This is a genomic window from Lentzea cavernae (assembly GCF_014653695.1).
GTDB classification, from domain to species: domain Bacteria; phylum Actinomycetota; class Actinomycetes; order Mycobacteriales; family Pseudonocardiaceae; genus Lentzea; species Lentzea cavernae.
In genome coordinates this window covers 905248-931641 of the sequence record NZ_BNAR01000001.1, presented here as the reverse complement: position 1 = coordinate 931641, position 26394 = coordinate 905248, and the positions used below count along the sequence as shown (strand labels likewise).

Genomic DNA, 26394 nt, shown 5'->3' with positions numbered 1-26394 from the left:
ACCCGACTGGGTAACAGTCACGCTCAGCGTCTTGATAGCGTGCACGATCGTTGCCCGATTACACCGAAAGGGCGAGTGACCGGGATGGCACGGAGGTGATCAGGCGCTTGTTGGGCCGACGTGCCGCCGCCCAAGGCGACCAGCAACCACAGATCCAGCAGAGTTCTGGCCAGCAGAGTTCTGTGCAGAGCAGTTTCGGAGTGCAGACCATCACGAGCGCGCCGGACCAGGACCTGGATCTGTACCCCGCCGAGCAGCCCCCGGCAGCGGCCCCGCAGCCGCCGCCGGAGCCGGCACCCCAGAGGACGCCGTTCGCGGCGAACCTCGTCGGGGCGACACTCGTCGTCTCCGCCCCCGAGGGCCCGAGCCAGGGCGCCCAGGGCCTCGCCCGCGCGCTTCCCGCCGACGTCGGCAGGACCGTGGTCGTGGTCGACTTCCCGGGCGGGGACCAAAGCACCTTCTGGCCGCACGTCGTCACGGCGCTGCACGGCCGCGGGCCCGTCCGGCTCGCGGTCTCGCACGCCGGGTCGATGCGGCCGACCGCTCCCGCGCAGTGGCTCTCCGAGCAGCTGCAGGCCGAGGTCGTCGCGCCGGACGGCGTGCTGACCACGGTGCCCGGTGCCGCGTTCGTCGTCGGCACGCAGGGCTACGGCAGCTGGGTGAAGTTCCAGCCGAACGCGTCCCCGATGCCGTTCGGCCGCCGCTTCCCGGTGCCGCAGTGGGAGGCGATGGACCCGAACTCGCCGTGGCCGACGGGCGAGATCGGCATCTCCGAGCCGATCCCCAGCGGTCTCTGGCTGCGCGCGCAGAACCCGCCGTTCGACCCGGCCGCCCAGGACTCGCGGCCGATCGTGGCGCTGCCGTGCCGCGACAACGTGCTGACCGTCGTCGTCGGCGGCCCCGGCCAGTCGTCGATCCCGATCGACGAGGTGTGCCGCCTGCTCACGGCGCTGCCCCAGGCGGCCCGCTCGCGCGTGCGGCTCGTCCCGTACGGCGTTGACGCCGGCATCGTCAGCCGCGTCGCCGACCAGATCGGCGAGCCGATCGCGATGTTCACCGGCCTGCCGGTGGGCAACGTGCGCGGCGGTGGGCCCGCGGTCATCGCGGTCGACCCGCGCGGGCAGCAGACGTGGCGGCCGTTCGTCACCGAGGTCGTGTGCGTCCCGAACGAGTCCGTGCCCGTCGTGTCGGGCTACCGCACGCCGGTGCAGGGCCTGTCCGAGGTCTCGCCCGGGGTGTTCGCCCTCGGCGACGGCGTCGTGCTCGAGGTCGTGCCCTCAGGCCTGTGGGTGCGCGAGCAGGACGAGCCGTACAACGCGGCAGAGGTGCGCACACAGCCGTTGGACCCGGAGTGGGCCCGTCTGACCGTGGGCACGCCGGGGCGCACGACGCCGGGCGCGGTCGCGGTGCACGGCGCCGCTCTCGTGGAACGCCTCGAACCCGAGGTGCGCAAGCTGCTGAGGCTCGTGTTCTGCGACTCCAAGGTCATCGCACCGCCCCCGCCGCCTCCCGCGCCGGTGGCCGAACCCGCGCCCGTCCCCTCGGCGCAGATCGCGGCGGCCCTGGGCGGTGCCGCGCACGCGAGGCGCGAATCGGACAGCGGCACCGGCTTCTTCACCCCGGTCACCCCCGCCGAACCCGAGCAGCCCGCCTACACCGGCATGAGCGCCGGCCCGGCCATGGCGGCCGTGACCTCGCACGCGCTGGACGACCCGGACGAGGCCGCGTTCCCGTCCGACGACCCGGACTCGGCCCCGATCAGGTTCCGCGTCGACGGCCCACTGCCGCTGCAACCGCTGGCGATGTGGGAGGTCCCGCCGGAGGACAACGGCGAACGCGAGACGATCGCCCCGGACCACAGCAGTTCCGACGCGGAACGCGACACGGTCCGCCGCGCACTGGGCGAGCGTTACGGCGCCCACGCGGCAACGGTCGTCCGCCTGCTCTCCCAGCGCCCGGACGCGGAGGAGGACCCGGCCGCGTTCGAGGCCATGGTCACCGACCTCACGGCGTTGCTGGCGTGCGTGTCGCAGGACGAGGACATGGTCGTCGAATCGCTCCGCACAGGACGCCTGGGCCGCCTGCGCCCGTACGTCGCCTGCATCGTCTCGGGCATGAACCGCCTACCCGTGCACAACGGCGTGGCAGCGGTCTGGGGCGTCAACGGCCCGACGGGCCCGCGCCGCTACCGCAGCGGCGACGTCCTGGTCGACCACGGCCTGCTGGACGCCGTCGCGAACCCGTCGCAGCGCATCGAGGGCGTCACCGAGTACCTGATCTGGTCGATCACCGGCCGCCGCGTCGAGGTGGCCGACCGAGTCGCCGTGGCCACCGAGGAACGCGTGCTCTTCGCACCCGGCACGCCCTTCCGCGTGCTGGCCGTGGCCGACGCCGAAGGCGATCACCCGCAGCAGGTGCTGCTGCAGGAGATGGCGGGACCGGCGGCGGACGCGGAGGTCGCGGGGTTGCGGCCGAGCGTGCTCTCGCAGCTGGAACGGGCGGCGGCGAACCTGCGCGTGCTGCCTGTCTCGCACCAGGTGACGGCCTGAAGATCGGCATCCGCTACGCCGAACCGCCCGTCGGCCCGCTGCGCCTCCACCCACCGGTGGACCGCGACGGCGAGCCGGCGGGCGTTTTCGGTGACGCGCACACGCTGAACGTCTGGTCCACAGTGGAGCCGGGTTCGCCGGCGCTGCTGTGAGGGCCGACGTCCCGGGCATGTTCCGCGGTGACATCGCCCGCACCGGCGACCCCGGCCAACCCCGCGAGGACCTCGAACGCCGGCTCTACCCCTCCGTCGACAGCCCGAGCGACCCGTCCAACCGCGGCACACAAGCCCCGTCCCGCTTCCCGGAACCCAGGAACTCGCTCAAACACCGCCCGATCTGCTCGTGCCCGCGCTCGTTGGGGTGGAACGACTCCTGCAACGCGTGCGACGCGCGCCGCTCGTCCCGCAACCCGTCCCAGTCGACCGACAGCCGCGTGAACCACTCCGACGACGGGTCGTCCCCGCCGACGCACGCCTCGTGCCCCTCACCGGCCCGCGACAGGTCCAGGAAGCGGGCGTTCACCTTCGCCGCGGCGGCGCGCAGGCCGTTCGACAGCTCCGGCACGGCCTCCTCGACGACCCACTCCAGGTCGCCGGAGCGCAGCGGGCAGCCGGAGAGGTTCTGCAGGGACTGCGGCATCTTCGGTGAGACCGGGGCCGCGTAAGACTGCACGACCAGTTGGTAGGAGGAGTCGAGGTAGCCGGAGTCGCGCATGGTCTGGCGGATGGCGCTGAGCGTGTTCTCGACCTTCGGGACCATCCGGCGCACGCGCTTGGACCACTCCGGCGCCACCGAGGACGTGCAGTCGCTGCGCTTGCTCCACGCCTCGAAGCACTTGTTGAGGATCTCGGAGAAGCGCGGGTCGTCGTTCGCGCCGATGGCCACGACGATCGCGGTGACCTGGTTCGAACCGGCGATGTCGCGCAGCCGCGGCAGTTGCTCGTTGCGGAGCTTGTCGGAGTTCGCGCCCGAGCACGCCAGGTTGATCTTCTGGTCGGCCTCGACGGTGGTCTTGACGATCTCGGACTCGCGCGAGCGGTGGCACCAGTTGCCGCCGGGCTCGCCGTCGGTCCCGGCCTCGTAGCTGCCGGCGCCCTCGCCGGACATCGTGCTGTCGCCGAGCGCCACGACCGCGGTCCTGGTCTCCCTGTCCGGGGCGGAGGGTGGCGGGAACACGTGGTCGCTCACGACCAGCACGAGCGTGAGCAGGCCGATCGCCGCGAGGAAGAGCAATTTGCGCATCGGGCACCAGTTTACGGGGGTGGCCGAATGCGAGGGGGATATGGCGTTGCCGCCTCAGGCGGGGGTGAGGAAAGTGGAGGTGTGGGGAATCTGAGGGAAGTAGTGGTGGTCGGCTACGACCGCACGGCGTTGCTCGACCTGGCGGGACCCATCGAGGTGTTCGAGGCAGCGAACTACAGCGAGCCGCGCTACCAGGTCACCGTCGCCACGCTCGGGGGAGGACCGTTCACCGCGACGGCGGGGGTGCGCGTCGAGGCAGGGGCCGACCTGCGCACGCTCGACCGTCCGATCGACACGCTGCTCGTGGTCGGCGGCTGGGGTTACGACGAGGCTGCGTCCGACGCGGTGCTCACGACGAACCTGCGGCGGCTGGCGCTCAAGTCGCGCCGTGTCGCGGGTGTCTGCACCGGGTCCGTGGTGCTGGCCGGCGCGGGGCTGTTGAAGGGCAAGAAGGCGACGACGCACTGGGCGTTCACCGGTGAGCTGGAGAACCGCGGCGTCGACGTCGAGCCGGACGCGATCTTCGTGTGCGACGGCGAGGTGTCCACGTCCGCAGGGGTGACGGCGGGCATCGACCTGGCGCTGGCCATGGTCGAGCAGGACCACGGTCCCGCGCTCGCCCGCAGGATCGCGCAGTACCTGGTCGTCTTCCTGCAACGCTCGGGCGGCCAGTCGCAGTTCAGCGTGCACACCCGCGCGAAACCCGTGTCGGACGGCTCGTTGCGCGCGTTGCTCGACGACATCCACGCCGATCCGACGCGCGAGTGGACGGTGCCCGTCATGGCGCGCAAGGCGATGATGAGCGTGCGGCACTTCGCCCGCGTCTTCTCGCGCAGCATGGGGATCTCGCCCGCTCAGTACGTCGAACGAGCCCGCGTCGAGGCCGCCGCCGACCGGCTGGCGAGCTCGGGCGACTCGTTGGACCTCGTGGCCCGCCAGTCGGGGTTCGGCTCCGCCGAGACCCTGCGGAGGGCCTTCCTGCGCGTGCTCGGCGTGTCGCCGGGCAGCTACCGCGCCCGCTTCCGGACGACTGGGGTTGCCTGATGGATGCCACGTTCGTGCTCTACCCGAACATGACGGCGCTCGACTTCGTCGGCCCGTTCGAGGTGCTCGCCAGCGTGCCGGTGGTCTCCGCGCGGTTCGTCGCCGCGACGCTCGACCCGGTGAGGTCCGACAACGGGCTGGTCGTCACGCCGACCGACACGTTCGACTCGCTGAAGTCGACCGACATCGTTGTGGTGCCGGGCTCCGGGCACTGGCGCGAGGTGCTGAAGTCCGACGGGGGAATCGTCGAGTGGCTGCGGGAGGTCCACCCGACGACGAAGTGGACGACGTCGGTGTGCACCGGGTCGACGCTGCTGGCCGAGGCCGGGCTGGTCTCGAAGGCCACGACGCACTGGGCGGCTCGCGAGGACCTGGAGGTGCGCGGCGTCGAGGTGAGCACGGACCGGGTCGTGTTCGACGGCAAGGTCGTCAGCGGCGCGGGCGTGTCGGCGGGCATCGACATGGCGTTGCGGCTGGTCGAGGCCGAGTTCGGCGAGATGGTCGCGCAGGCGGTGCAGGTCGGCATCGAGTACGACCCGCAGCCGCCGCGGTCCTACGACTCGATCCCGCCGGAGATCGCACAGGGCCTCAAGACCGCGTTCGAGTCACGTCAGGCCTGACTGCACGGCGAAGACGACCAGCTGGGCGCGATCACGCGCGCCCAGCTTCACCATCGCCCGCGACACGTGCGTGCGCACCGTCGCGGGCGAGATCACCAGCACGGCCGCGATCTCGTCGTTGGACGCGCCGGACGCCACGTGCCGCATGATCTCCCGCTCGCGTTCGGTCAGCTTGTCGAGGTGCGGCACGGGCCTCGCCGACGCACCGGACGCGAACCGGTCGATCACCCGGCGCGTGACCGAGGGGGAGAGCAGCGAACCGCCGTCGGCCACGACGTGCACGGCGCGCAGCAGGTCGGTCGGGTCGGAGTCCTTCACCAGGAACCCGGACGCGCCCGTCCGCAGCGCCTCGAACACGTACTCGTCGAGGTCGAACGTCGTGAGCACGACGATCTTGACCTCGGCGCACGCGGGGTCGGCGGACACGCGGCGCAGGACCTCGAGGCCGTCCATCAACGGCATGCGGATGTCGAGGAACACCACGTCCGGCTTGGTGGACTGGATCAGCGACAACGCCTCGCGGCCGTCGGCGGCCTCTCCGGCGAACTGGACGCCGTCCTCGGTCTCGATCAACGTCCGCAGTCCCATCCGGACGAGCGGCTGGTCGTCGGCCACCACCACGCGAATCATGACGGCAACGGTATCCGGGCGATCACCGAGAAGCCGTGCGATCCGTCGGCCTCGAGAGTGCCGCCGAGCGCCTCTGCCCGGGAACGCATGCCCGTGATGCCATGCCCTTCCGTGAACGTGCTGGGCGTGCCGGTGTCGGTCACGTGCACGACGAGTTCGCCGCGCACGGTGTAGACGCGGACCGACGCGGTGACGCCGGGGGAGGAGTGGCGCAGGACGTTGGTCAGCGACTCCTGCACGATCCGGTAGACGGCCAGCTGGTGGCCCTCGGGCAGGTCGACGTCCTGCACCTCGACCGACACCTCCAGCCCCGCCTCGCGCATTCGCGACGCCAGCGCCGGGACGTCGTCGAGGCCGATCGTGGGCGTGAGCGGTGCCGAGCCGCGCAGGGTGTCCAGTTCGGACCGCAGGCCGTCCAGGGCCTCCTTGGACGTGTCGCGGATGGCCTCGAGCGACGCCCTGGCCTTCGCGGGGTCCCTGTCCAGCACGTAGAGCGCGACTCCGGCCTGCATGGCGATCACTGAAAGGCCGTGGCCGACGACGTCGTGGACCTCCTGCGCGAGCCTCAGCCGTTCGGAGATCACCGCGCGTTCGCGAACGTCCACAGCGGACTTCCTGCGCAGCCTCATCAGCACGCCGGCCGCGACGGGCAGCAGGATCCAGCCCGCGGACCAGGTGATCCACGAGGTGATCGAGTCGTTCCACCACGGCAGGATCGCCAGCGCGTAGACCAGGGCGCAGGCGGCGGCCACCTCGACGCGCGCGTACACGGCCACCGCGTACATCGCCGCGACCCCGCTCATCAGGATCGGCCCGAACGGGTAGGCCAGGGCCAGGTACACCGCGATGGTGGCGGTCGTGACCCCCACCGTCCACAGCGGACGGACCGAGCGGAACAGCAGGCCCGCCGCCGCCAGCGCGATGAGCAGGTACGCGGGCACGTCGAGGGCTTCCGCGCCCTGCAGGCGCGCCGCGAACCGCGTCCCGCCGAGGCCGAGGACGAGCAGGGCCGCGGTCAGGGCGACGTCCTGCCATTTGATCCGCATGCCGCCGACCATACGGCCGGGGACGTACGCAGATGTGCGTATCTTCATGACGCTCCAGAGCGGACGCCTGGGTGCTCCCGCGGGAACAAGCTCGTCGGCATGATCGTGACGACGGAGAAGCTGACGAAGCGCTACGGCGACCGCGCCGTGGTGGACGAGGTCAGTCTGTCCGTGCGGCGGGGCGAGGTCTACGGGTTCCTCGGTCCCAACGGCGCGGGCAAGACGACCACGATCCGCATGCTGCTGGGCCTCGTGAAGCCCACCAGCGGCACGGCCGAGGTCCTGGGCGAGGCACCGGGCACCCCGAGGGCGTTGCTCAAGGTCGGATCTCTGATCGAGGGGCCCGGCTTCTACCCGTACCTGTCGGGCCGCGACAACCTGCGCGTGCACGCCGCCCGCCGCGGTGTGACCGGGACGCACGTCGAGGCCGTGCTGGAGCAGGTCGACCTCGTGGGCGCGGCGTCGGAGAAGTTCCGCCGGTACTCGCTCGGCATGAAGCAACGGCTGGGCGTCGCCGCCGCCCTGCTCGGCAAACCCGAGCTGCTGATCCTCGACGAGCCGACCAACGGCCTCGACCCGGCGGGCATGGCCGACATGCGCGACCTGGTGCGCGCCCTGGCCGCGCAGGGCCAGACGGTGCTGCTGTCGAGCCACCTGCTCGGCGAGGTCGAGGAGATCTGCGACCGGGTGGGCGTGATCTCCCGGGGCCGGTTGGTCGCCGAGAGCACGGTCGAGCAGTTGCGCGGCGACACCGTGCTGCTCGTCCGCGCCGACCCGATCGAGAAGGCGCACGTGCTCATCGAGGGCAGCACGCTGCACGGTGACGTGCTGCACGTGCGCGAGACGGACGCGGGCGCGTTGGTCCGGACCCTGGTCCACGCCGACGTGGACGTGCAGGAGGTCCGGCCGCTGCGCCGGACGTTGGAAGAGGTCTTCTTCGAGATGACGGGAGCGGCGTGATGGGCAGCGTGAAGGCGGAGCTGCTGAGGCTGTGGAAGTGGCCGGCGACCTGGGTGCTGATCGGCGTCTGGCTGGTGATGACGCTGACGTTCGGCTACGTGTTCAACTACCTGGCGTTGAACGGCGGCACCAACAGGGGCGACCTCTCGCAGCAGCAGCTGATCAGCTCGATGCAGCCGGAGAACGTGGGCGCGGCCGTCGTGCGCGGCCTGCCGATGTTCGGCGGCGCCATCGTCCTGGTGCTCGCCGCGCTCGCGGTCGGCAGCGGATACGGCTGGGGCACCTGGAAGACGACCCTGACCGCCGGCCCCCGCCGGGTCTCGGCGATGGCCGGCACGCTGGGAGCACTGGGGATCGTCGTGGTGGTCCTGGTGGCGCTGACGTTCGTGGTCGACCTCGGCGCGGCCGTCGCGGTCGCGTCGCTGGAGGGCTGGGACTGGAACCTGCCCGGCTGGGCCGCCGTGGAGGCCTTGGGCGCGGCTCTGCTGATCGCCGCCATGTGGACGGGCTTCGGCGTGTTCCTCGGCGTCGTCACCAGGGGGCCCGCGCTGGCCGTCGGCCTCGGGCTGATGTGGGCGATCGTGACGGAGAACCTGTTGCGGGGCGTGGGTTCCCTGCTCGGGCCGGTCGAGTCGCTGACGAAGGTCCTGCCGGGCGGATCGGCGGGCAACCTCGCCGGAGCCGTGGGCGGCGCGGGCGCCCCCGGCGTGCTGACCGATCTGAGCGGCACCACGGCGGCCCTGTTCCTAGTCGGGTACGTGGTGTTCTTCGTCGGCGCGGCGACGGTTCTGAAGGTGCGCCGCGACCTCGTATAGGACCACGGCGGCCCAGGTCACGCCCAGCGCGACCGCGACTCCCCACGGGTGATCGCGGTCGTGCAGGCCGGGGTTGACCGGGCCGCTGTGCTCGCGCCAGAGCAGCGGGACGGCCAGCAGGGTGACGACCCCCGAGACGGTCAGTCCGATGCCGATGGACGGGCGTTTGACCACGAGGCCGGTCGCACCGACCAGCGGTGCGATCAGGAAGTCGTGCAGCACGACACCTCCGCCGAGCCACAGCAGGAGTTCGACGGTGACCTGGGGGAGGAGCAACCAGGCTCCCCAGGCACCGGCCGCGACCCCCGCGAGGCCGATGACGACCCGCACGGCCTTCATGCCGTCACCTCCAGCGACGTGACCCACTTCGTCTGCAGCACCCCTGGCCGGTTCGGCGCGATCAGCCGGCACGGGTAGCCGTGGTCCGGGCTGAGCTCCTCCCCGTTCAACCGCAACGCCAGCACCGTCAGCGGGTCCTGCGCGAACGCCTCGGGCAGCGTGCTCGCCCGGTACAGCCCGTCCTCCTCCAGCGACTCGACCCGCACGTCCCCGCGCCCCACCAGCTCCGAGACGCGGACACCGGTCCAGGTCGCGTTCTGGCTCCAGCCCTCGACGCACGCGATCGGCAGCTCGACGGTCGTCTGCGGCAGGGCGCGGAGCTCGTCCAGCGAGTAGGTCTTCGAGTTCGTTCTCAGGCGCCAGTCGGCAGGTACCTCGATTCCGGCGGCTTTCGCCGTCCGGTTGACCGGCAGATCGCCGTCCGACCGCCACGCCAGCACCGACACCTTGCGCAGCCACGGCACCGTGACACCCGCCGTCGCCACGACGGCGACACCGGTCGTCAGCGCCGTGGTGCGCAGGAAAGCCCTGCGGGACAACACGGTCTTCTCGGTGGACGCCGGCTCGAGCGAGCGCCTGATGAGAGGGATCTTGACCGCGATGTGCACCAGCATTGCGCCAGCCACGATCCACGCCACCGCGTAGTGCGCGGTGGGGAAGTAGAACGACCACGGGTAGTTCTGCGCCGCGTTGAACAGCCCGGTGGCCAGCTCGAAGAACGACGCCGCCACCAGCACGAAGATCGATCCGCGCTCCAGCGCGTGCGGCACGGACCTCACCAGCGGCCGCTCGAACAACTTCGGGTAGACGCTCCACAACTTGGCCAGCAGCAACGGAATCGCCGCCACGCCGGAGATCACGTGCACCCCCTGCGTGACGCGGTAGAGGTCGACCGGGCGCGTCGGCCACGGCCAGTCGTGCTGCACGCCGTGGCTGAGCAGCCCGGTGACGAAGCACAACCCGAACGCGATGCCGAGCCACAAGCCGACCCGGCTCGTCACACCGGTGTGGTGCGCGGGTGCCCTGAACCTCACAACTTCTCCCAACACGCGAACCAGCGCCCGGCACGTTCCCTCTGCCACAGCAGGAAGAACCCGTTGGCGGTGAGCGACTCGGCGTCACTCCACGCCCACGGGAACCACTGACCCTCGGTGCCTTCCGTCCGCACGCGGGCCTGCCCGACCGCCAGCCCCGACCCCGGCGGCTCGACCTCGACGACCACGGTTCCGCTGGGCTCGAGGAGCTGCCGGACGCGCCGCAGCAGCGCGTCCGGGTCACCGCCGATGCCGATGTTGCCGTCGGCGAGCAACACGTGCCGCCACCGACCCTCGCCGGGCAGGAGGTCGAACACGTCACGGCGGATCGCGATGCCGCCGCGTTCGGTGGTGCGCCGCACCGCCTCCGGCGACACGTCGACACCGAGCGCCCGGACCCGCCGGGCCAGCAGGGCGGCGACGAGCCGGCCGGGACCACAGCCGACGTCGAGGGTGGGGCCGGTGCAGGCGTCGAGGAGGACGTCGTCGCCACCGCCCGCGTCGGCGTGCCAGCGGGCGACGCTGAGCTCGCGCGGGGTGGTGCCGGGGAAGTCCAGCCAGCTGGGGCGGCCCTTCAGTGCCTGGTCGAACATCATCGGGCCACCGCCACGACGTCCAGCAGCGCTGCCGCGAACCTGCTACCAGGCACCTGAGCCGCCACCGCGCGAGCGTCCGCCACCGTGTCCACATCGGACAACACCGGCAGCATCCGCACCTCCATCCCGTGCAACGCCTCCAAAGTCCGCGCACCCGTGTCCGCCCGCGACATCGGCACGTCCCGCAGCACCCCGGCCCGCAGCGGGTCCCGCAGCCCGAGCGCCCACCACCCGCCGTCCACCGCGAGCCCGAGCGCCGCCTCGCCGAACGAGCCGAACGACGCGCACGAGGCCAGCAGGTCCGGCGTCACCTGGGGCGTGTCCATCCCGATCTGCAGCACCGGCATCCGGAACCGCGCGATGTCGGCGTGCGCGTGCACCAGCCGTTCGGCGAACGACGCACCGCGCTGGGGAATCACCACGCACTCCGCCAACGCGTCCCGCACGTCCTCGCGCCGCACCACCCCGGCCAGCGCCACCACCGGCACCGCGCCCGGAGTGTTCAGAGCGGCGTCCAGGGTGTCGAGCAGCGAGGCCGCCGCGACGTCCGCGGCCTCCTCGGGGCTCAACGGCGGGCAGAGGCGCGTCTTCACCTGGCCCGGCACCGGCGACTTGGCCATGACCAGCAGGCAGAACCTCACCTCAGCACCCCCGCCATGTCCCGCACCGCACGCAGCGTGCCGCGGACAGAACCCGAGACCTTCGAACGGGTGCCCGCCGCGCGAGGCCCGTACGACACGTCGACCTCGCGCACCCGCCAGCCCGCCGAGGCCGCGCGCACCAGCAGTTCCAGCGGGTAGCCGAACCCCCGATCCCGGACGTCCAGCGCCAGCAACGCTTCGCGCCGGCACACCCGCAGCGGCGCGATGTCGTGCACGTCCAACCCCCTGCGCCGCAACAGAGAGGAGATCACGGCATTGCCTGCCCGTGCGTGCCACGGCCAGACGCCCGCGTGAACAGGTCGCCGCCGTCCCACCACGAGGTCGGCATCAGCCAAGAGCAGTGCCATCGAAGGGAGTTCGGCGAGGTCGAGCGAGCCGTCCGCGTCGGCGAACGCCACGAGTTCGGAGGTGGCCGCGAGCAGGCCGGTGTGCACGGCGGCGCCGTAGCTGCGCCGGGGTTCGTGCACGACCAGCGCGCCGTGGGCCGCGGCGACGGCAGGGGAGCCGTCCGCGGATCCGTTGTCCACGACGATCGCGCGGTGTCCGGGAGGCAGGGAGGCGAGGACCGCGGGTAGTGCGGCGGCCTCGTCGAGGCAGGGCAACACGACATCCATCCGCCCACCCTGGACCATCGGAAAGTGTTGTGGTGCTTACGGATTTGTGACGCACGAAAGAATTCTTACGGTTGTCTTGCGTGGTCTGCGGAGGCTGCGGCGAGCCCCTAGGTTGGGCGCGGTGCGTCTAGTCATCGCGGGCCTGCTCGTCGCTGCCGCCGTCATCACCGGGGTCGTCGTCAACATCACCCACCCCGGTCTTCTCCACGCCGCGGCGGCGCCGCTCTTCGGTGACTGGCAACCACATCTGGGTCCCGGCACGCCCGCGGCGGTCCTGATCGCATTCCTCGTCGTCGCCAAGGGGCCGGAGCTGGCGCGGCACAGGTTCGCGCTGCCGATCGCCTACGTGACGGCGACGGCGTTCACCTCCTCGCTGGCGATGATCGACGGCTGGAACCGGTTCGTCACCAGGCTGACCACCGACGACGAGTACCTGCACGAGGTCCCCGGGATCACCGACGTCCCCGCGATGCTCCGCGGTTTCGCCGCACGCATCCCCGACTTCCAGCCCGACTCGTGGACCACGCACGTCTCCGGCCACCCGCCGGGCGCGCTGCTCACGTTCGTCGCACTCGACCGCATCGGGCTCGGAGGAGGAGCCGCGGCGTCGATCTTCTGCGTCCTGGTCGGGTCGCTCGCGGTCGTGGCCATTCCCAAGGCCGTCGGCGACAACGCGATCCTGCCGTTCCTGGTGCTGTTCCCGGGAGCGGTGTGGGTGGGGGCGTCGGCGGACGGCATGTTCATGGGCGTCGCGGCCGTCGGGATCTACCTGCTCACCAGGAGACCGCTGCTCGGCGGCATCGTGCTGGGGTGGTGCCTGTTCCTGTCCTACGGCCTGGTGCTGCTCGCCCCGCTCGCGCTCGTCGCGGTCGGCAGGAAGATCGGCTGGGCTGTCGCGGGCGCGCTCGCGGTCGTCGGGGCGTTCGCGGTCAGCGGGTTCTGGTGGCTCGACGGCTACGAGCTCGTGAAACTCCGCTACTACCAGGGGATCGGCGACACCAGGCCGTACTGGTACTGGGTGTGGGCGAACCTGGCCGCCCTCGCGCTGGTCATCGGCCCGGCGGGCATCAAGGGGCTGCGCAAGGACAAGTGGGTGGTCGCGGCCGGCATCGCGGTCCTGGCGGCGGACCTGTCCGGTCTGAGCAAGGCCGAGACCGAACGGATCTGGCTGCCGTTCGCGGTGTGGCTCCTGGTCGGCACCGCGAGGCTCGGCCACCACAGGAGGTGGCTCACCGCCCAAGCGATCACGGCCCTGGCGGTGAACCACCTCGTGCTCACGAACTGGTGACGGGCTCCCGCTGCGAGGCAGAGGCGAACTCGCGCACACCGTCCTCGAAGCCGACCCGGGCCTCGAAACCCAGCACCTCCAACGCCTTCGCGGGCGACGCCACGACGTGCCGGACGTCGCCCGGCCGGGCACCGCCCACGATCTGCGGCGCCGGCCCGTCGCACGCGTCGGCCAGGGCGGACGCCAGGTCGCCGATCGTGTGCGGGGTGCCGGAGCAGACGTTCACCGCCTCGAAGCCGGGACGCGGGGAGGCGAGCGCCAGCACGTTCGCCCGCGCGACGTCCGTGACGTGCACGAAGTCCCGCCGCTGCCTGCCGTCCTCCATCACGCGGGGTGCCACACCGTTCCGCAGGGCCGACCGGAAGATCGACGCCACCCCGGCGTACGGGGTGTCGCGCGGCATCCGCGGACCGTAGACGTTGTGGTACCGCAAGGCCCACACGCTTCCGCCGGTCTGTCTTGCCCACGCCACCGCGAGGTGCTCCTGTGCGAGCTTGGTGGCCGCGTAGGTGCTGCGCGGCTCCAGTGGCGCGTCCTCGGGAACGAGTTCGGACACCACGAAGTCGCCGCAGAAGCAGCGCGGTTCGTAGAGTCCGCGCTCGACGTCGGCCGCTGTCCGTTCGGCCCGCACGATCCCGTGCGAGAGACACCGGTAACGCCCCTCGCCGTAGACGACCATCGACGACGCCAGCACCAGCCGCGACACCCCGGCCCGGTGCATCTCGGCCAGCAGCACCGCCGTGCCCAGGTCGTTGTGCCGGGCGTAGGAGGGCGCGTCGAACGGGTCCACGCCGTGCCCGACCATCGCCGCCTGATGGCACACCGCGTCCACAGTGGACAGCAAAGGCCGCAACGCGCCGGCGTCCGTCACGTCACCGACGACAAGTTCGTGTTCCAGCGGAGGAACAGCGCCGTGCGCCTCGGGCAGCAACGCGTCGAACACCACGCATTCGTGGCCCTGCGAGGTCAGCTCGTCCGCGACGTGCGACCCGATGAACCCGGCTCCGCCGGTGATCAGTACTCGCATGGACCGACCGTAGGGCCGCGCACGCCGACCGGCGCTGCCACACGGCTAGCCGTCAGAACTCCGTAAGACCATCTCCACCACGAAACGCGATCCGCCGGGGGAGCGGTCCTCCACCCACACCCGGCCGCCCAGCCGCCGCACGTGCTCGCGGACCAGCGCGAGCCCCAGCCCGCTGCCCGTGCCGTCACCCCGGCCGCGCGAGAATCGTTCGAAGATCTCCTCCCGCAGCCGTTCCGGCACACCCGGCCCGGCGTCCTCCACCTCCAGCCGCACGCGGCAGCCGGCGACCCTCACGGCCACCAGCACCGCCCCGCCCGCGTGCCGCTCGGCGTTGTCCAGCATGTTCGCCAGCACCCGGTCCAGCCGTCGCCGGTCACCCAGCACGACGGCGGGCTCCAGCTCCAGCGCCACCGGCGCACGGGTCGCGATCACGTTGCGCACCAGGGCGTCCAGCGCGATCTCCTCCGGCCGCGGGTCGTCGGTCTGGTCGGCCCGGGAGATCTCCAGCAGGTCGGCGACCATCCGCGCGAACCTGTCGACCTCCGAGGTCAGCAGCTCCAGCGCCGTTCCCGCCGTGCCGGGCAGGTGTGCGCGACGGCGGCGCAGCACCTCGCCCGCGTTCACCATCGTCATCAACGGCGACCGCAGCTCGTGCGACACGTCCGACGCGAACCGGGCGTCGCGCAACGCTCGTCGTTGCAGCGCTTGGGCCGTCGAGTTGAACTTCGCCGCCAGCGCGGCGAGATCCGGGTCGGCCTGGTCGGGCAGCCGGGCGTGGAGATCACCACCGGCGATCCTGCCCGCCGCGGAGCTCAGCTCCGTCAACGGTTTCAGCGCCCGCTTCGACGTCCACGACCCCAGCGCCGCCCCGAGCAGTGCCGAACCGATCGTGCCGGCGATCAGCACCGCGCTGAGCAAGCAGGAGGTCCGGTCGAGCTGCTGCAACCCGAACAGCTCGACGTAGACGGCGCCGCCCGCCACGGGCCGTGCGACGGCCAGCATCGGCAGCCCGTCCACGGTGATCCGCTCGCTGCCCGGCGAGTGCTCCACCAGACCGTCCGGCAGCTGCGACGGCTCGACCTCGCGGCCCGCCGTCACCGGGCCCGCCGGGCCCAGCACGAGGATCGCCGAGTCGGGTCCGGTGACGAGGCCGGTCAGCAACTCGCCCAGGCCAGGTGAGCCGAGCGACCTCTCGACCAGCCGCACGTTGACCTCGGCCTGCCGCGTCGCGCTCGCCTCCCGTTGCCGCAGCATGGAGCCGGAGGCGAGGTTCCAGGTCGCGAAGGCCAGCACGCTCGTGACGGCCAGCAGGCCGAGGCCGAACGACAGGGTGACCCGGCGGCGCAGCGTGAGTCTCACGAGCGGATCCGGTACCCGGTGCCGCGCACGGTGAGCACCAGCTCCGGGTCGTCCGGGTTCGCCTCGATCTTGCGACGGAGTCTTCTTATGTGCACGTCCAGCAGGCGGGTGTCACCGAAGTAGTCATATCCCCAAACCTTTTGCAGCAACTGCTCCCGCGTGACGATTCGCCCGCACGCACCAGCGAGTTCCAGCAACAGCCGGAATTCCGTCCTGGTGAGATGAACGCGTTGCCCCGCACGGTGCACAAGACCTTCCTGCGGACGGATTTCCAGCGCGCCGATCCGAACGGCGTCGCCGCCCGGCCCGCGCCGGCGCAACAACGCGCGGACCCGTGCCGCGAGAACGCTCGCCATCAACGGTTTCGTGACGTAGTCGTCCGCTCCCGCCTCCAGCCCGGCGATCACGTCACGGGCGTCCGTTCGCGCCGTCACCACGATTATCGGCAGGTCACCGCGCCCTCGCAGGGTCCGCACGACCTCCAGGCCGTCCATTCCGGGCAACGTCAGGTCGATCAGCACCACGTCGAACGATTCCGTCTCCAAACGGTGCAACGCCACTTCACCCGAACCCGCCTCGTCAACCGTGAAACCCTCGTCGGACAAGGCGAGGCTCAAAGCCTGCCGGATTCGCTCGTCGTCTTCGACCAGCAGGACCCGTACGCACACAACGACTCCACTGTGTGAGAGCCGCGGCGACGGCCCTCACACAGTGGAGTGAAAGTCGATCAAAAGCAAGATTGTTTCGGTTTAGAATCCGGTCAGCGTGATTTTTGCCGAACGCGGGTTCGGTTCGTGGACAAGTGACTCGAAGCCGCCGACGTCGTCGAAGGCGAAGCCGTAAGCCCTGCCGTCGGCCATGTTGGCGTGCACGATCTTCGAGAAGTGGTTCGTGGTCGCGCGGGTGTAGAACTCACTCGCCTTGTACGTCGGCTGGGTGTGGATGAAGCCGAGCGTCGACCGGTTGAGCGCCGCGCACAGCGACCGCGAGATCGCGCCGAGCTCGTTGTTCGGCGCCGCGAGCCGCCCGTCGCAGTTGAGCACGTCCCGGGTGGACGGCTGCTGGAACTCCGCGACCTGCTGGCCGGAGGTGTTCGTGAACCGCATGACCCCACCGCTGACGCGGCCGGTGAACTTGCGGTTCGGCTCCGCCTGGTACGGCACGACGGTCAGCGGCGTGTTCTGGTACGTCGACCAGACGCTGTTGACGTAGCTCTGGAAGTACGAGTTGGAGAACAGGCCCGCGTCGAGCCCCTTGCTCGGGTTCAGCACGCGCAGCCGCGTGCCGTCGGAACGCGTGTACGCGAGCTTCGCCCAGTCACCGCCGAGCTGCTGGTGCTGGTCGAAGACGCGGTTGCGCCCGTTCGCGACCAGCTGGCCAGCGCGCTTCGTGGCACCGCCCTGCGACGTCGCCTCGACCGCGTGCGGGACCGCGAACATGTCCACCTGGGAGCTGTTGAGCCACAGACCGCCGCCGTCGTAGCTGAACTCGCTCCAGTCGAACAGGATGTCGCGGTTCGGGTCGCCGCCCGCCCACGGGGCCGGCTGCACGAGACCGCCGGGCACGAGGCTGAACTTCAGCTTGTCCCGGAAGGCCATGTAGATCCGGCCGCCGGCCAGGTTGAGCGGGATCTGCACGGTCTTGCTGGCGCCGTTGGCCGGGCCGGGGATCGAGAAGTCCGGTGCCGGAACGGGCGGGATGCCCCCACCGGACCACGCCGTGAACTGGCCGTTGCCGTTCACGTAGCCGAGCCGGCCGTTGTAGATCCCGGTGATGTAGAGGTGGACCGCGTCGCCGCGCCCCGAGTTGTTCGTGACGGTGAGAGGGAGCTGGCTCGGTGGAGCCGCTTGCACCGGTGCGGACATCGTTGTCAGCCCAAGTAGGGCCGATGTCGCGAGCAGCAGGAGCTTGCGCATCGACTATCTCCTCACTGAAGACAGGGTTCGTGAGAGCGCTCTCATACTCAGCGTGAAGGTGTTGATGTGTCAAGAATGGTCTTCATGCGCGCACTCACTGTGGATCTCGCACGGGCCGGATCGCTGGCATTGGTCGATCTACCCGACCCAGTGCCCGGACCAGGCGATTTGCTCGTGGAAGGCCTCGCGGTCGGCATCTGCGGAACCGACCGCGAAATAGTGCGCGGCGAGTTCGGCGTCGGCGGCACCCTGGTGATCGGCCACGAGTCACTCGGACGCGTGATCAGCGGCCCGGGGTTCGAACCTGGTTCACTGGTGGCCGGCGTCGTCCGCAGACCCGACCCGGTGCCGTGCGTGGCGTGCGCGCGCGGCGAGTTCGACATGTGCCGCAACGGCAAGTACACCGAGCGCGGCATCACGGGCCTCGACGGCTACGGCTCGACACTGTGGACGGTCCCCGCCTCCTACGCCGTCTCGGTGAGTTCCTCCACCGGTGTATTGGTCGAGCCGACATCTGTGGTCGTCAAAGCGTGGGAACGGCTCGACGCGTTGGCTTTGTACCCGTTCGAGAGCGTGCTGGTGACGGGCGCGGGCCCGATCGGGCTGCTCGCGGCGCTGATCGGGGTGCAACGCGGCCTCGACGTGCACGTGTTCGACCTGGCCTCTTCCGGCCCGAAGCCCGCGCTGGTCGAGTCGCTCGGCGCCACCTACCACCGGACTTTGCCCGATTGTCCGGTCGTGATCGAGGCGACCGGCGCACCGTCGCTCGTCGCCCGCCTGCTCGGCCGGGACCTGGTGTGCCTGACCGGAGTGCCGTCCACCGAGGTGATCCCCGCCGACATCGGGCAGATCAACCTCGATCTGGTGCTGCGCAACGGGATCGCGTTCGGCACGGTCAACTCGAACGTGCGGCACTACCGGGAGGCCTCCGCGGTGCTGGACCGGGCGGACGACGCCTGGCTGTCGGCGATGATCACTCGGCGGGTGCCGCTGGAGGACTTCTCCGAGGCGTTCGAGACGCGAGCCGACGACGTGAAGGTGGTGCTGGAGCTGTGACGGCTGCCAGCGCGACGATCGCCGCGGCCAGCAGGAGGGCGTGGTTGTAGCCGTTGTGCAGCAACGGGGTGGCCAGGAGGGGGCCGAGGACCTGGCCTGCCGAGTAACCGGCGGTCAGGGTGGCGGCTGCTCTGGGGAAGCCGAGGTCGGTGCCTTGCTTGAGAGCTGTGGCGGCGACGCCGATGAAGGTGCCGCCGAAGAGGATGGTGCCGATGAGGGCTGATCCGGCTATGGCGGCTGGGAGGGCGATGCCGATCGCCTGGACGGCCAGTGCGGCTGGGAGGGCGTTGCGGCTTGGTTTGATCAGGATGGGGGAGAGGGCGGCGGAGAGGCCGACGAGGATCCACGCGCTGCCGCCGAGGGGGCCGCTGATGGCGGCGACGAGGAAGGTGGCGGCGATGATGTAGCCGACGCCTTCGAGGGTGTAGGCGGCGAAGAGGAAGGCGAACGCGCGTCGGGTGGAGCGGCTTGCGCGTGTTGTTTGCCGGGCGGGCTGGCTTGGGCGTGCTGTTTGCCGGGGGGAGCCGCCCTCGCGTGGATCCTGGATCGATCCCGACTCACCGGCCCCCAGGGGGAGTCGAGCCCCCACTCCTATCGTCTCAGGCAGGTCTGACAGTTCCGAGGCGTCCGGCTGCGCCTCTGCGGCCGTGTCCACGCCACGCGCGTCCGCACCGCGCACATCCGGCTCCAACGCCCAAGCCCACACCGCCAACAGCGCAGCCAGCCCCGCCGACACCCACCACGCCGCCTGCCACTGCCCCCACACCAGCACCAGCACCCCGGACAACGCGATCCCCACCCCGACCCCGCTCATCCCCCACCCGGGCCGCGAGTTCACAGCGGCCACGAACACCACCGCACTCGCCACCCCGGCCAGCAGCCGCAGCACGAACCATGCGGCCATGCCGTGCGTGAGCGGCATCCCGGCGAGCGTCGCCACGAGCAGCACGAGCGCGACGCGGTTGGCAGCCCGAGAAGGCGCGCGCACGACCGTGGCCAGGGCGCCGACGAAGTAGCCCAGGTAGTTGGCGGTGGCGAGCGATGCGGCGGAGGAGAGCGACAGGCCCGCTTGGGCGGTCATGAGCGGCAAGATCGGGGTGTAGACGAACCGTCCTACGCCCATGGCCGCCGCGAGGGCCGCTGCTGCCCGAGCGCTCACAGCCGGCCGGGGTCGTTCGGGTGGGGTTGTACGGCCGTGACGTCGAACTTCATCCACAGCGACAACGGGAGTGTGCCGAGCACGTGGGCGTGGAGGTCGGCCTCGTCGTCGGCGCGCCACAGGCCGATGCTGCGCATCTCGCCGATGGGGCGCCACAGTCGGACCAAGTTGCCGGTTGTGGTGAGTTCCTTGGCCCGCACCGCTTCGGCCGCGCGGCGTGAGTCCACTTCGGACTGGGGTGTGCCGTCCGGGATGGTGGTGGTGATCTCGACGATGAACTCTCTCATGGCCTCATCGTGCGACCGGGGGCGCGGCGGGCGCCACGACCGGCTTTCTCCTGCGTGGGAGGCCGGGCCTCCTAGGATGCGGGGCGTGGAACTGCGTCAACTCCGGTACTTCCTCGCGGTCGCCGAAGAGCTGCACTTCGGCCGGGCCGCGGCGCGCCTGCTGATCGCGGGGCCGTCGTTGTCCCAGCAGATCAAGGCGCTCGAACGGGACTTGGGCGTGCCGTTGTTCGCCCGGGACCGCCGCACCGTCGCGCTCACCTCCGCCGGTGCCGCGTTGGTGCCTGAGGTGCGGGCGTTGCTCGAACGGGCTGATGAGCTGCAACGGCACGCACGGCAGCTGTCCGGGTCGCGGCCGGTGCGGATCGGGTACGTGAACTGGCTGCCGCCGGACCTCACCGCGCGCACGGCCGGGGTCGCGCAGATCTACGTGGACGCCTGGGTGGTGCCGTCGCACCAGCAGGCGGCGCGGGTGGCGGACGGGAGCCTCGACCTCGCGGTGTGCTGGATCCGCAAGGCGGACGCGGAGCAGATGGGGCTGACCGTGCGGCTCGTCGGCGCCGACCGGCTCTACGCGGTGGCCGTCGGCACGGACACGAGTCCCGTCAAGGCCGGGGACATCGCGGTGCTGGTGGACGACGACGTCACGTCGTGGCAGTCGTGGAACGACTACGCCGAGGAGTTCGCCAAGGACACCGGCGCCCGCGTGCGGCGCATCCACAACGGCGCGATCACCGGTCCGGCGTTCTTCGACCACGTGCGGGTGTGCACGACGCCGGTGCTCAACTCGCCGAAGGGCCAGACCACGCCGTTGCCGCCGGATCTCGTGGCGCGGCCCGTGGTCGACCCCGAGGTGCTGTGGACCTGGTCGCTCGTGCGCCGGCAGGACGAGGAGCGCCCGGACGTGATCGCCGCGGCCGAGGCCATCGTGCGGACGGTCGGCGACCTGGGGCTCGACCGCGCGTGGCTGCCCTCGGACGACCCCCATCGTGCTCTGGGAGGCTGAGCCTCCCACGTCGGAGGAAAAGGGTCGCGATTCCCCGAAATGAAATCCTGGTCGGTCGCCGTTGTGAGGGTCAGTTCCACTTCCTCACTTCGAAAGCGAGCAGGACAATGACCAGCAAGGTGGCAATCGTCACGGGAGCGTCGCAGGGAATCGGCGAGGCACTCGTTCCCGCTTATCGCAAGCTCGGCTATTCGGTTGTCGCGGTCTCGCGTTCCGTTCAGCCCTCCGACGACCCGGAGGTGCTCGCGATCCGCGCCGACCTCTCGAAGCCCGGTGAGGGCGCGAGGGTCGTGCGGGAGGCGCTGGCGCGGTTCGGCCGGGTCGACTCGCTCGTGAACAACGCCGGCGTCTTCGTCGCCAAGCCGTTCACCGAGTACACCGACGAGGACTTCGCCAACGTCATCGGCACCAACCTCGTCGGGTTCTTCGACATCACCCGCAGCGCCGTCGCGGCCATGGACGGGTCCGGTCACGTGGTGAACGTGTCCACGACCCTGGTCGACCACGCGCTGTCGGCCGTGCCGTCGGCCCTCGCGTCGCTGACCAAGGGCGGTCTGAACGCCGTCACCAGGTCGCTCGCGGTCGAGTACGCGGCGCGGAACATCCGCTTCAACACGGTCGCGCTCGGCATCATCAAGACGCCGATGCACGCCCCGGAGACCCATGAGGCGCTCGCCGGGTTGCACCCCGTCGGCCGCATCGGTGAGATCTCCGAGGTGGTCGACGCGATCACCTTCCTGGAACAGGCCGGCTTCGTCACGGGCGAGATCCTGCACGTCGACGGCGGCCAGAGCGCGGGGCACTGACATGGTCATCGAGAACGTCATGGACCGGTGGAAGACCGCCGTGGACAACCACGACCCCGAGGGCGTGGCCGCGAACTTCACCGAGGACGCCATTTTCCAGGGCCTTCACCCGTACGGGGTGGGAAAGGCCGCCATCGCCGCCTACTACGATTCCCAGCCGCTCGGCATGAAAGCCGAGTACAAGGTCCTGGAAACGCGCCGACTGGCCGATGATCTCGTTCTCGGCTATCTGAACGTCGATTTCTCGTTCACCGACCGGCCGACGCGCAACCTGTACCTGAGCGTGCTGGTGAAGGGAGACCTGATCGCGCACTACCAGGTCTCCCAGCTCAGCTAGACCGAGCCCGACTGGTGCCTGCGAGGCTCCCGGCCGTACGGCGACTTCGGTCGCTCGAGGTCGGGAGCCTTCGGGATGGGCACCGTCACCGGCTCCTCCGCCGTGATCGTGATCTGCTCGCCGTGGTGCCGGGTGGTGAGCTCCGTGCCGTCCACGATCCGGTAGGTGGCCTCACCGTCCCGCACCTCCACGGCGATCCTGGTGCCCCGGAAGGACATCCGGAACGAGAACCGCGTCAGCTGCTCCGGCAGCCGCGGTGCGAACGTCAGCTCGCCACCGTGGTCGCGCATCCCGCCGAACCCGGCCACCAGCGCCGTCCACGCGCCCGCCAGCGACGCCATGTGCAGACCGTTGGTGACGTTCTCGTGCAGGTCGTGGAGATCGGTGAACGCCGCCTCGACGAGGTAGTCGTACGCCAGCCCGAGGTGCCCGACCTCGGCCGCCAGAACGGCCTGGGTGCCCGCGGACAACGACGAGTCCCGCACGGTGCGTGCCTCGTAGTAGGCGAAGTTGCGGGCCTTCTCCTCGTCGGTGAACGCGTCACCGCGCACGTGCATCGCGAGCACCAGGTCGGCCTGCTTGATGACCTGCTTGCGGTAGAGGTCGAAGTACGGGAAGTGCAGCAGCAGCGGGTACTTGTCCTCCGGGGTGTTCTCGAAGTCCCACTCCGCGTGCTTCGTGAAGTTGTCCGCCTGCGGGTGCACCTGCAGCATCTCGTCGTACGGGACCGACATCGCGTCCGCCGCCCTGCGCCAGGTCGCGATCTCCTCCTCCGAGACGTCACACGGGTTGCGCTCCGCGGCGTCCGCGGCGGCCCACAGGTTCTGCTGCGCGATCAGGTTCGTGTAGACGTTGTTGTCGACGATCGCCGAGTACTCGTCCGGGCCTGTCACGCCGTCGATGCGGAACCCGTCGTGCGGGTCGTGGTGGCCGAGCGAGGTCCACAACCGTGCCGTCTCCACGAGGATCTCCGTGGCTTCGTCGCGGTCGAAGTCCTCGTCGTTCGTGGCGTTGAGGTACTGCTGGACGGCGTACGCGACGTCGCCCGAGACGTGGAACGCGGCCGTGCCCGCAGGCCAGTACGCGCTGCACTCGGCACCGTTGATCGAACGCCACGGGAACGCGGCGCCCTTGAGCCCCAGCACCTTCGCGCGTTCGCGGGCCTTGTCCAATGTGGAGTGACGCCACCGCAGCGCGTCGCGGGCGGCGTCGGGCAGCGTGTAGGTGAGCACCGGGAGCACGAACATCTCGGTGTCCCAGAACGCGTGGCCGTCGTAGCCCGGTCCGGTGAGTCCCTTGCCCGGGATGGCACGGGTCTCCCCGCGCGCCCCGGCCTGCAGGATGTGGAACAACGCGAACCGGATCGCCTGCTGCAGCTCGTCGTCGCCCTCGATCTCGATGTCGGCGACCTCCCAGAAGTTGTCCAGGAAGGCCCGCTGTTCCTTGACCAGCCCGTCCCAGCCGGTCTGGCAGGCGCCCGCCAGCGCGGCCTCGACCTGGGCCCGCAGCGCCGGCGTCGAACGCTGGCCCGACCAGCCGTAGGCGAGGTACTTCGTGAGCCGCAGGCGCCCGCCCGCGGGCACGTCGACGGCCGCGGTGAAGCGGGCCAGGTCGTCCTCCGCGCGGATCTCGGTGCGCGGCTCGTCGTGCAGTTCGTGGTCGGAGGGCGTGACCTCGACCTCGTGGTCCATCGCTGCGGCCATGCGCAGCCCGGAGTCCTTGGTGTGGTGGCACAGCACGGCCCGCGACTTCTCGGCCATCGTGAAGTCGTTGACCAGCGGCGAGTCCAGCGCGGCGGCGACGCGGGGGTCGTTGCTGCGGCTCTTGGTCGGCTCGTTGGCCAGCAGGTCCGACTGGACGACGAGCTGCAGGTCGTCCTCGGGCTCCACCTCGTAGCGGATCGCCGCGACCGCGCGCTGGGAGAACGACACGAGCCGTTCGCTGCGCACCGTCACACGACGCCCCGTCGGCGACTCCCAGACCGTGCGCCGGCGCAACGTCCCGGTGCGGAAGTCGAGCGTGCGCTCGTGCTCGATCGCGTTGCCGTAGCGCATGTCCAGCGGCTCGTCCTCGACCAGCAACCGGATGATCTTGCCGTCCGTGACGTTGACGACGGTCTGACCCGCCTCGGGGTAGCCGTAGCCGCCCTCGCCGTACGGCAGCTGGTGCTCCTCGTAAAAGCCGTTGAGATACGTGCCGGGCAGACCGCGCGGCTCGCCCTCGTCCAGCGTGCCGCGCATGCCGATGTGGCCGTTGGCCAGCGCGAACGTCGACTCGGTCTGGTGCAGGTTGCCCACTGAGAGGCCCTGCCAGCGCAGCTGCCAGGGTTCGACGGCGTAGCTCATGACAGGAGCTCGTCGAGCTCGTCGACGACCACGTCCGCGCCGCCCGCCTTGAGGGCGTCGCGCTGGTGGCCGCGGTCGACACCGACGACGAAACCGAAGCCTCCGTCGTGGCCCGCCTTCACACCCGCGAGCGCGTCCTCGTAGACCGCGGCGTTCTCGGGTGCCGTCTTCAGTCTTCTCGCGCCCTCCACGAACGAGTCGGGCGCCGGTTTGCCCCGCAGGTTCGACGCGACGATGACGTTGCCGTCCACCAACGCGTCGACGTAGTCCAGCAGGTTGCCCGCGCGCAGCACGCGCATGGCGTTGGCCGACGACGTGACGACGCCGATCGGCATGCCCGCCTCCCGCGCGGCCTTCAGGTAGCGCACCGAACCGTCGTACGGCGTGATGCCCTGCTCGTCGATGATCGTGTTCACCAGGTCGTTCTTCTGATCGCCGATGCGGCGGACCTCGTCCTCCGACGGCGCGAGGCCGCGCGACGTGAGGAAGCTGCGAACACCGTCGTAGCGCGGTTTTCCGTCCACGTACGCCAGGTAGTCCTGCTCGCTGAACGGCTGGCCCATGGCTTCGAACGTCTGCCGCCACGCCTGCCGGTGCAGCACGGCCGTGCTCGTGAGCACGCCGTCGAGGTCGAACAGCAACGCCGTGATCTTCTCCGGGATGCCGAGGCTCATGTTGCGATCATGCACCCGTCTCGCCGACATCGCTGCGTTCTTCTTCGAGACGTTCCTCGAGCGGTCGCGGGTGGGCCTGCTCGTACTCCGTCATCCCGTACTTCGTGGCCCCGGACCAGCCCTCCGGCGGGTCCATGCCCTCCTCGAGCGGGTCCTTCTGCAGGTTGTCCTCGTCGAGGCCCTCGAAGTCCAGGTCCTCGGGGACGTATGCGCCGCGTTCTTCACTCATGTCCACGGCAATACCCACTTCGGCGCTATCCGATGCTTTGACCCACGAGCGAACCGATCGCATAGGTGACGCCCATGGCGATCAGGCCGCCCGCGACGTTGCGGACGACCGCCCGGCGCCGGCCCGCGCCGCTCAGCTTCGCGCTGAGGAAACCGGTGAGCGCCAGGGTGAGGACGGCGGTGGCGACCGTGACCGGCACGCGCAGGCCGACAGGCGTGAACGCGATCGCGGCGAGGGGGAGGAGCGCGCCGATCGTGAACGAGACGAAGCTCGCGATCGCGGCACCCCACGGGTTCGTCAGCTCGTCCGGGTCGATGTGCAGCTCGGCCTCGGCGTGCGCGCCCAGGGCGTCGTGCTCGGTGAGCTGCCGGGCGACCTCCTCCGCCGTCTTCTCGTCGAGCCCCTTGCCCTCGTAGATCTCGGCGAGCTCCTGGAGCTCCTCCTCGGGCATGTCCCGCAGCTCCCGGCGCTCCCTGGCGAGCAGGGCGCGTTCGGCGTCGCGCTGGCTGCTGACCGACACGTACTCACCGCTGGCCATCGACATCGCGCCCGCGAAGAGCCCGGCGAGACCCGCGACGAGGATCTGGGCACGGTCCGTCGTGGCGCCGGCGACGCCCACCACCAGGCTGGCGGTCGACACGATGCCGTCGTTGGCGCCGAGGACCCCCGCGCGAAGCCAGTTCATCCGATCGCCGGTGACCTCGTCGTGAGGCTCGTGGTGGCTCATTTCCGCAGGTTAGCGGTGAGGTGCGGGCTG

General features: G+C 70.6%; 28 protein-coding genes. 10 read left to right on the top strand and 18 right to left on the bottom strand.

Annotation, left to right across the window (positions count from 1 at the left end; all coding sequences use genetic code 11):
• Positions 1-200: 200 nt before the first annotated feature.
• Positions 201-2549, top strand: coding sequence for a hypothetical protein (locus IE307_RS04235; RefSeq protein ID WP_191296079.1), 2349 nt, complete (start codon positions 201-203; stop codon positions 2547-2549).
• A gap of 237 nt (positions 2550-2786) precedes the next feature.
• Here the strand turns inward: IE307_RS04235 and IE307_RS04230 are convergent, their stop codons facing one another.
• Positions 2787-3791 carry a GDSL-type esterase/lipase family protein gene (locus tag IE307_RS04230; RefSeq protein WP_191296078.1) on the bottom strand — a complete coding sequence of 335 codons (1005 nt, stop codon included), beginning with the start codon at positions 3789-3791 and terminating at the stop codon, positions 2787-2789.
• 81 nt (positions 3792-3872) lie between these two features.
• Here IE307_RS04230 and IE307_RS04225 point away from each other — a divergent pair, with 81 nt between their 5' ends.
• On the top strand, positions 3873-4835 hold the full coding sequence (locus IE307_RS04225) for a GlxA family transcriptional regulator (RefSeq protein ID WP_229904365.1): 963 nt from the start codon (positions 3873-3875) through the stop codon (positions 4833-4835).
• Positions 4835-5455, top strand: a complete 621-nt coding sequence (locus IE307_RS04220; protein ID WP_191296076.1) for a DJ-1/PfpI family protein — start codon at positions 4835-4837, stop codon at positions 5453-5455. Before IE307_RS04225 ends, IE307_RS04220 begins: the two co-directional genes overlap by 1 nt.
• Here IE307_RS04220 and IE307_RS04215 read toward each other — a convergent pair.
• On the bottom strand, positions 5441-6085 hold the full coding sequence (locus IE307_RS04215; protein ID WP_191296075.1) for a response regulator: 645 nt from the start codon (positions 6083-6085) through the stop codon (positions 5441-5443). The two genes, IE307_RS04220 and IE307_RS04215, sit on opposite strands and share 15 nt — an antisense overlap.
• Positions 6082-7131, bottom strand: a complete 1050-nt coding sequence (locus tag IE307_RS04210; protein WP_191296074.1) for a sensor histidine kinase — start codon at positions 7129-7131, stop codon at positions 6082-6084. Before IE307_RS04210 ends, IE307_RS04215 begins: the two co-directional genes overlap by 4 nt.
• Before the next feature lie 99 nt (positions 7132-7230).
• Between IE307_RS04210 and IE307_RS04205 the strand changes: the two genes are divergently transcribed.
• Together IE307_RS04205 and IE307_RS04200 are read left to right on the top strand one after the other, a co-directional pair.
• Entirely contained in the window at positions 7231-8091 is an 861-nt protein-coding gene (locus IE307_RS04205; protein ID WP_191296073.1) for an ABC transporter ATP-binding protein, read from the top strand.
• Entirely contained in the window at positions 8091-8906 is an 816-nt protein-coding gene (locus IE307_RS04200; RefSeq protein ID WP_191296072.1) for an ABC transporter permease subunit, read from the top strand. Before IE307_RS04205 ends, IE307_RS04200 begins: the two co-directional genes overlap by 1 nt.
• Here IE307_RS04200 and IE307_RS04195 read toward each other — a convergent pair.
• Genes IE307_RS04195 through IE307_RS04175 form a run of 5 tightly spaced genes read right to left on the bottom strand, consistent with a single transcriptional unit; the run spans position 8838 to position 12151 of the window.
• A complete protein-coding gene (locus IE307_RS04195; protein ID WP_191296071.1) occupies positions 8838-9245 on the bottom strand; it encodes a hypothetical protein in 408 nt (135 codons plus the stop codon). The two genes, IE307_RS04200 and IE307_RS04195, sit on opposite strands and share 69 nt — an antisense overlap.
• Entirely contained in the window at positions 9242-10279 is a 1038-nt protein-coding gene (locus IE307_RS04190; protein WP_229904364.1) for a molybdopterin-dependent oxidoreductase, read from the bottom strand. The genes IE307_RS04195 and IE307_RS04190 overlap by 4 nt, the downstream gene beginning before the upstream one ends.
• Entirely contained in the window at positions 10276-10875 is a 600-nt protein-coding gene (locus IE307_RS04185; RefSeq protein WP_191296069.1) for a methyltransferase domain-containing protein, read from the bottom strand. The genes IE307_RS04190 and IE307_RS04185 overlap by 4 nt, the downstream gene beginning before the upstream one ends.
• Positions 10872-11495 (bottom strand): TIGR04282 family arsenosugar biosynthesis glycosyltransferase, encoded by a 624-nt coding sequence (locus tag IE307_RS04180; protein WP_191296502.1) that lies wholly within the window; start codon positions 11493-11495, stop codon positions 10872-10874. Before IE307_RS04180 ends, IE307_RS04185 begins: the two co-directional genes overlap by 4 nt.
• 17 nt (positions 11496-11512) lie before the next feature.
• Positions 11513-12151: a glycosyltransferase family 2 protein gene (locus IE307_RS04175; RefSeq protein WP_191296068.1), complete on the bottom strand. Its 639-nt coding sequence runs from the start codon at positions 12149-12151 to the stop codon at positions 11513-11515.
• A gap of 121 nt (positions 12152-12272) precedes the next feature.
• Here IE307_RS04175 and IE307_RS04170 point away from each other — a divergent pair, with 121 nt between their 5' ends.
• A complete protein-coding gene (locus IE307_RS04170; RefSeq protein ID WP_229904362.1) occupies positions 12273-13439 on the top strand; it encodes a hypothetical protein in 1167 nt (388 codons plus the stop codon).
• On the opposite strand, the gene IE307_RS04165 is transcribed toward IE307_RS04170, so the two are convergent.
• The 4 genes from IE307_RS04165 to IE307_RS04150 form a co-directional block, all read right to left on the bottom strand.
• Complete coding sequence (locus tag IE307_RS04165) at positions 13426-14466, bottom strand: NAD-dependent epimerase/dehydratase family protein (RefSeq protein WP_191296067.1); 1041 nt, start codon at positions 14464-14466, stop codon at positions 13426-13428. The genes IE307_RS04170 and IE307_RS04165 overlap by 14 nt on opposite strands.
• A gap of 45 nt (positions 14467-14511) precedes the next feature.
• Positions 14512-15825, bottom strand: a complete 1314-nt coding sequence (locus IE307_RS04160; RefSeq protein ID WP_191296066.1) for a sensor histidine kinase — start codon at positions 15823-15825, stop codon at positions 14512-14514.
• On the bottom strand, positions 15822-16493 hold the full coding sequence (locus IE307_RS04155) for a response regulator transcription factor (protein ID WP_191296065.1): 672 nt from the start codon (positions 16491-16493) through the stop codon (positions 15822-15824). The genes IE307_RS04160 and IE307_RS04155 overlap by 4 nt, the downstream gene beginning before the upstream one ends.
• A gap of 81 nt (positions 16494-16574) precedes the next feature.
• On the bottom strand, positions 16575-17741 hold the full coding sequence (locus tag IE307_RS04150; RefSeq protein WP_191296064.1) for a beta-1,3-glucanase family protein: 1167 nt from the start codon (positions 17739-17741) through the stop codon (positions 16575-16577).
• A gap of 84 nt (positions 17742-17825) precedes the next feature.
• Between IE307_RS04150 and IE307_RS04145 the strand changes: the two genes are divergently transcribed.
• Positions 17826-18797: an alcohol dehydrogenase catalytic domain-containing protein gene (locus IE307_RS04145; protein WP_191296063.1), complete on the top strand. Its 972-nt coding sequence runs from the start codon at positions 17826-17828 to the stop codon at positions 18795-18797.
• Here IE307_RS04145 and IE307_RS04140 read toward each other — a convergent pair.
• Positions 18715-19956: a YbfB/YjiJ family MFS transporter gene (locus IE307_RS04140; protein ID WP_229904361.1), complete on the bottom strand. Its 1242-nt coding sequence runs from the start codon at positions 19954-19956 to the stop codon at positions 18715-18717. The genes IE307_RS04145 and IE307_RS04140 overlap by 83 nt on opposite strands.
• Positions 19953-20243 carry a muconolactone Delta-isomerase family protein gene (locus IE307_RS04135; RefSeq protein ID WP_191296062.1) on the bottom strand — a complete coding sequence of 97 codons (291 nt, stop codon included), beginning with the start codon at positions 20241-20243 and terminating at the stop codon, positions 19953-19955. The genes IE307_RS04140 and IE307_RS04135 overlap by 4 nt, the downstream gene beginning before the upstream one ends.
• Before the next feature lie 76 nt (positions 20244-20319).
• Between IE307_RS04135 and IE307_RS04130 the strand changes: the two genes are divergently transcribed.
• The 3 genes from IE307_RS04130 (at position 20320) to IE307_RS04120 (ending at position 22389) form a co-directional block, all read left to right on the top strand.
• Positions 20320-21246 (top strand): LysR family transcriptional regulator, encoded by a 927-nt coding sequence (locus tag IE307_RS04130; RefSeq protein ID WP_444543457.1) that lies wholly within the window; start codon positions 20320-20322, stop codon positions 21244-21246.
• A 107-nt stretch (positions 21247-21353) separates the two neighbouring features.
• Positions 21354-22052, top strand: coding sequence for an SDR family NAD(P)-dependent oxidoreductase (locus IE307_RS04125; RefSeq protein ID WP_191296060.1), 699 nt, complete (start codon positions 21354-21356; stop codon positions 22050-22052).
• 1 nt (position 22053) lies between these two features.
• Positions 22054-22389: an SgcJ/EcaC family oxidoreductase gene (locus IE307_RS04120; RefSeq protein ID WP_191296059.1), complete on the top strand. Its 336-nt coding sequence runs from the start codon at positions 22054-22056 to the stop codon at positions 22387-22389.
• Here the strand turns inward: IE307_RS04120 and IE307_RS04115 are convergent.
• Genes IE307_RS04115 through IE307_RS04100 form a run of 4 tightly spaced genes read right to left on the bottom strand, consistent with a single transcriptional unit; the run spans position 22386 to position 26364 of the window.
• The gene (locus IE307_RS04115; RefSeq protein WP_191296058.1) at positions 22386-24734 is read right to left on the bottom strand and encodes a glycoside hydrolase family 65 protein; all 2349 of its coding nucleotides are present in this window, start codon (positions 24732-24734) and stop codon (positions 22386-22388) included. The two genes, IE307_RS04120 and IE307_RS04115, sit on opposite strands and share 4 nt — an antisense overlap.
• A complete protein-coding gene (locus tag IE307_RS04110) occupies positions 24731-25408 on the bottom strand; it encodes an HAD family hydrolase (protein ID WP_191296057.1) in 678 nt (225 codons plus the stop codon). Before IE307_RS04110 ends, IE307_RS04115 begins: the two co-directional genes overlap by 4 nt.
• A 7-nt stretch (positions 25409-25415) precedes the next feature.
• Positions 25416-25637: a hypothetical protein gene (locus tag IE307_RS04105; protein WP_191296056.1), complete on the bottom strand. Its 222-nt coding sequence runs from the start codon at positions 25635-25637 to the stop codon at positions 25416-25418.
• Between the two features lie 25 nt (positions 25638-25662).
• Positions 25663-26364 carry a VIT1/CCC1 transporter family protein gene (locus IE307_RS04100; protein ID WP_191296055.1) on the bottom strand — a complete coding sequence of 234 codons (702 nt, stop codon included), beginning with the start codon at positions 26362-26364 and terminating at the stop codon, positions 25663-25665.
• Positions 26365-26394: the final 30 nt, after the last annotated feature.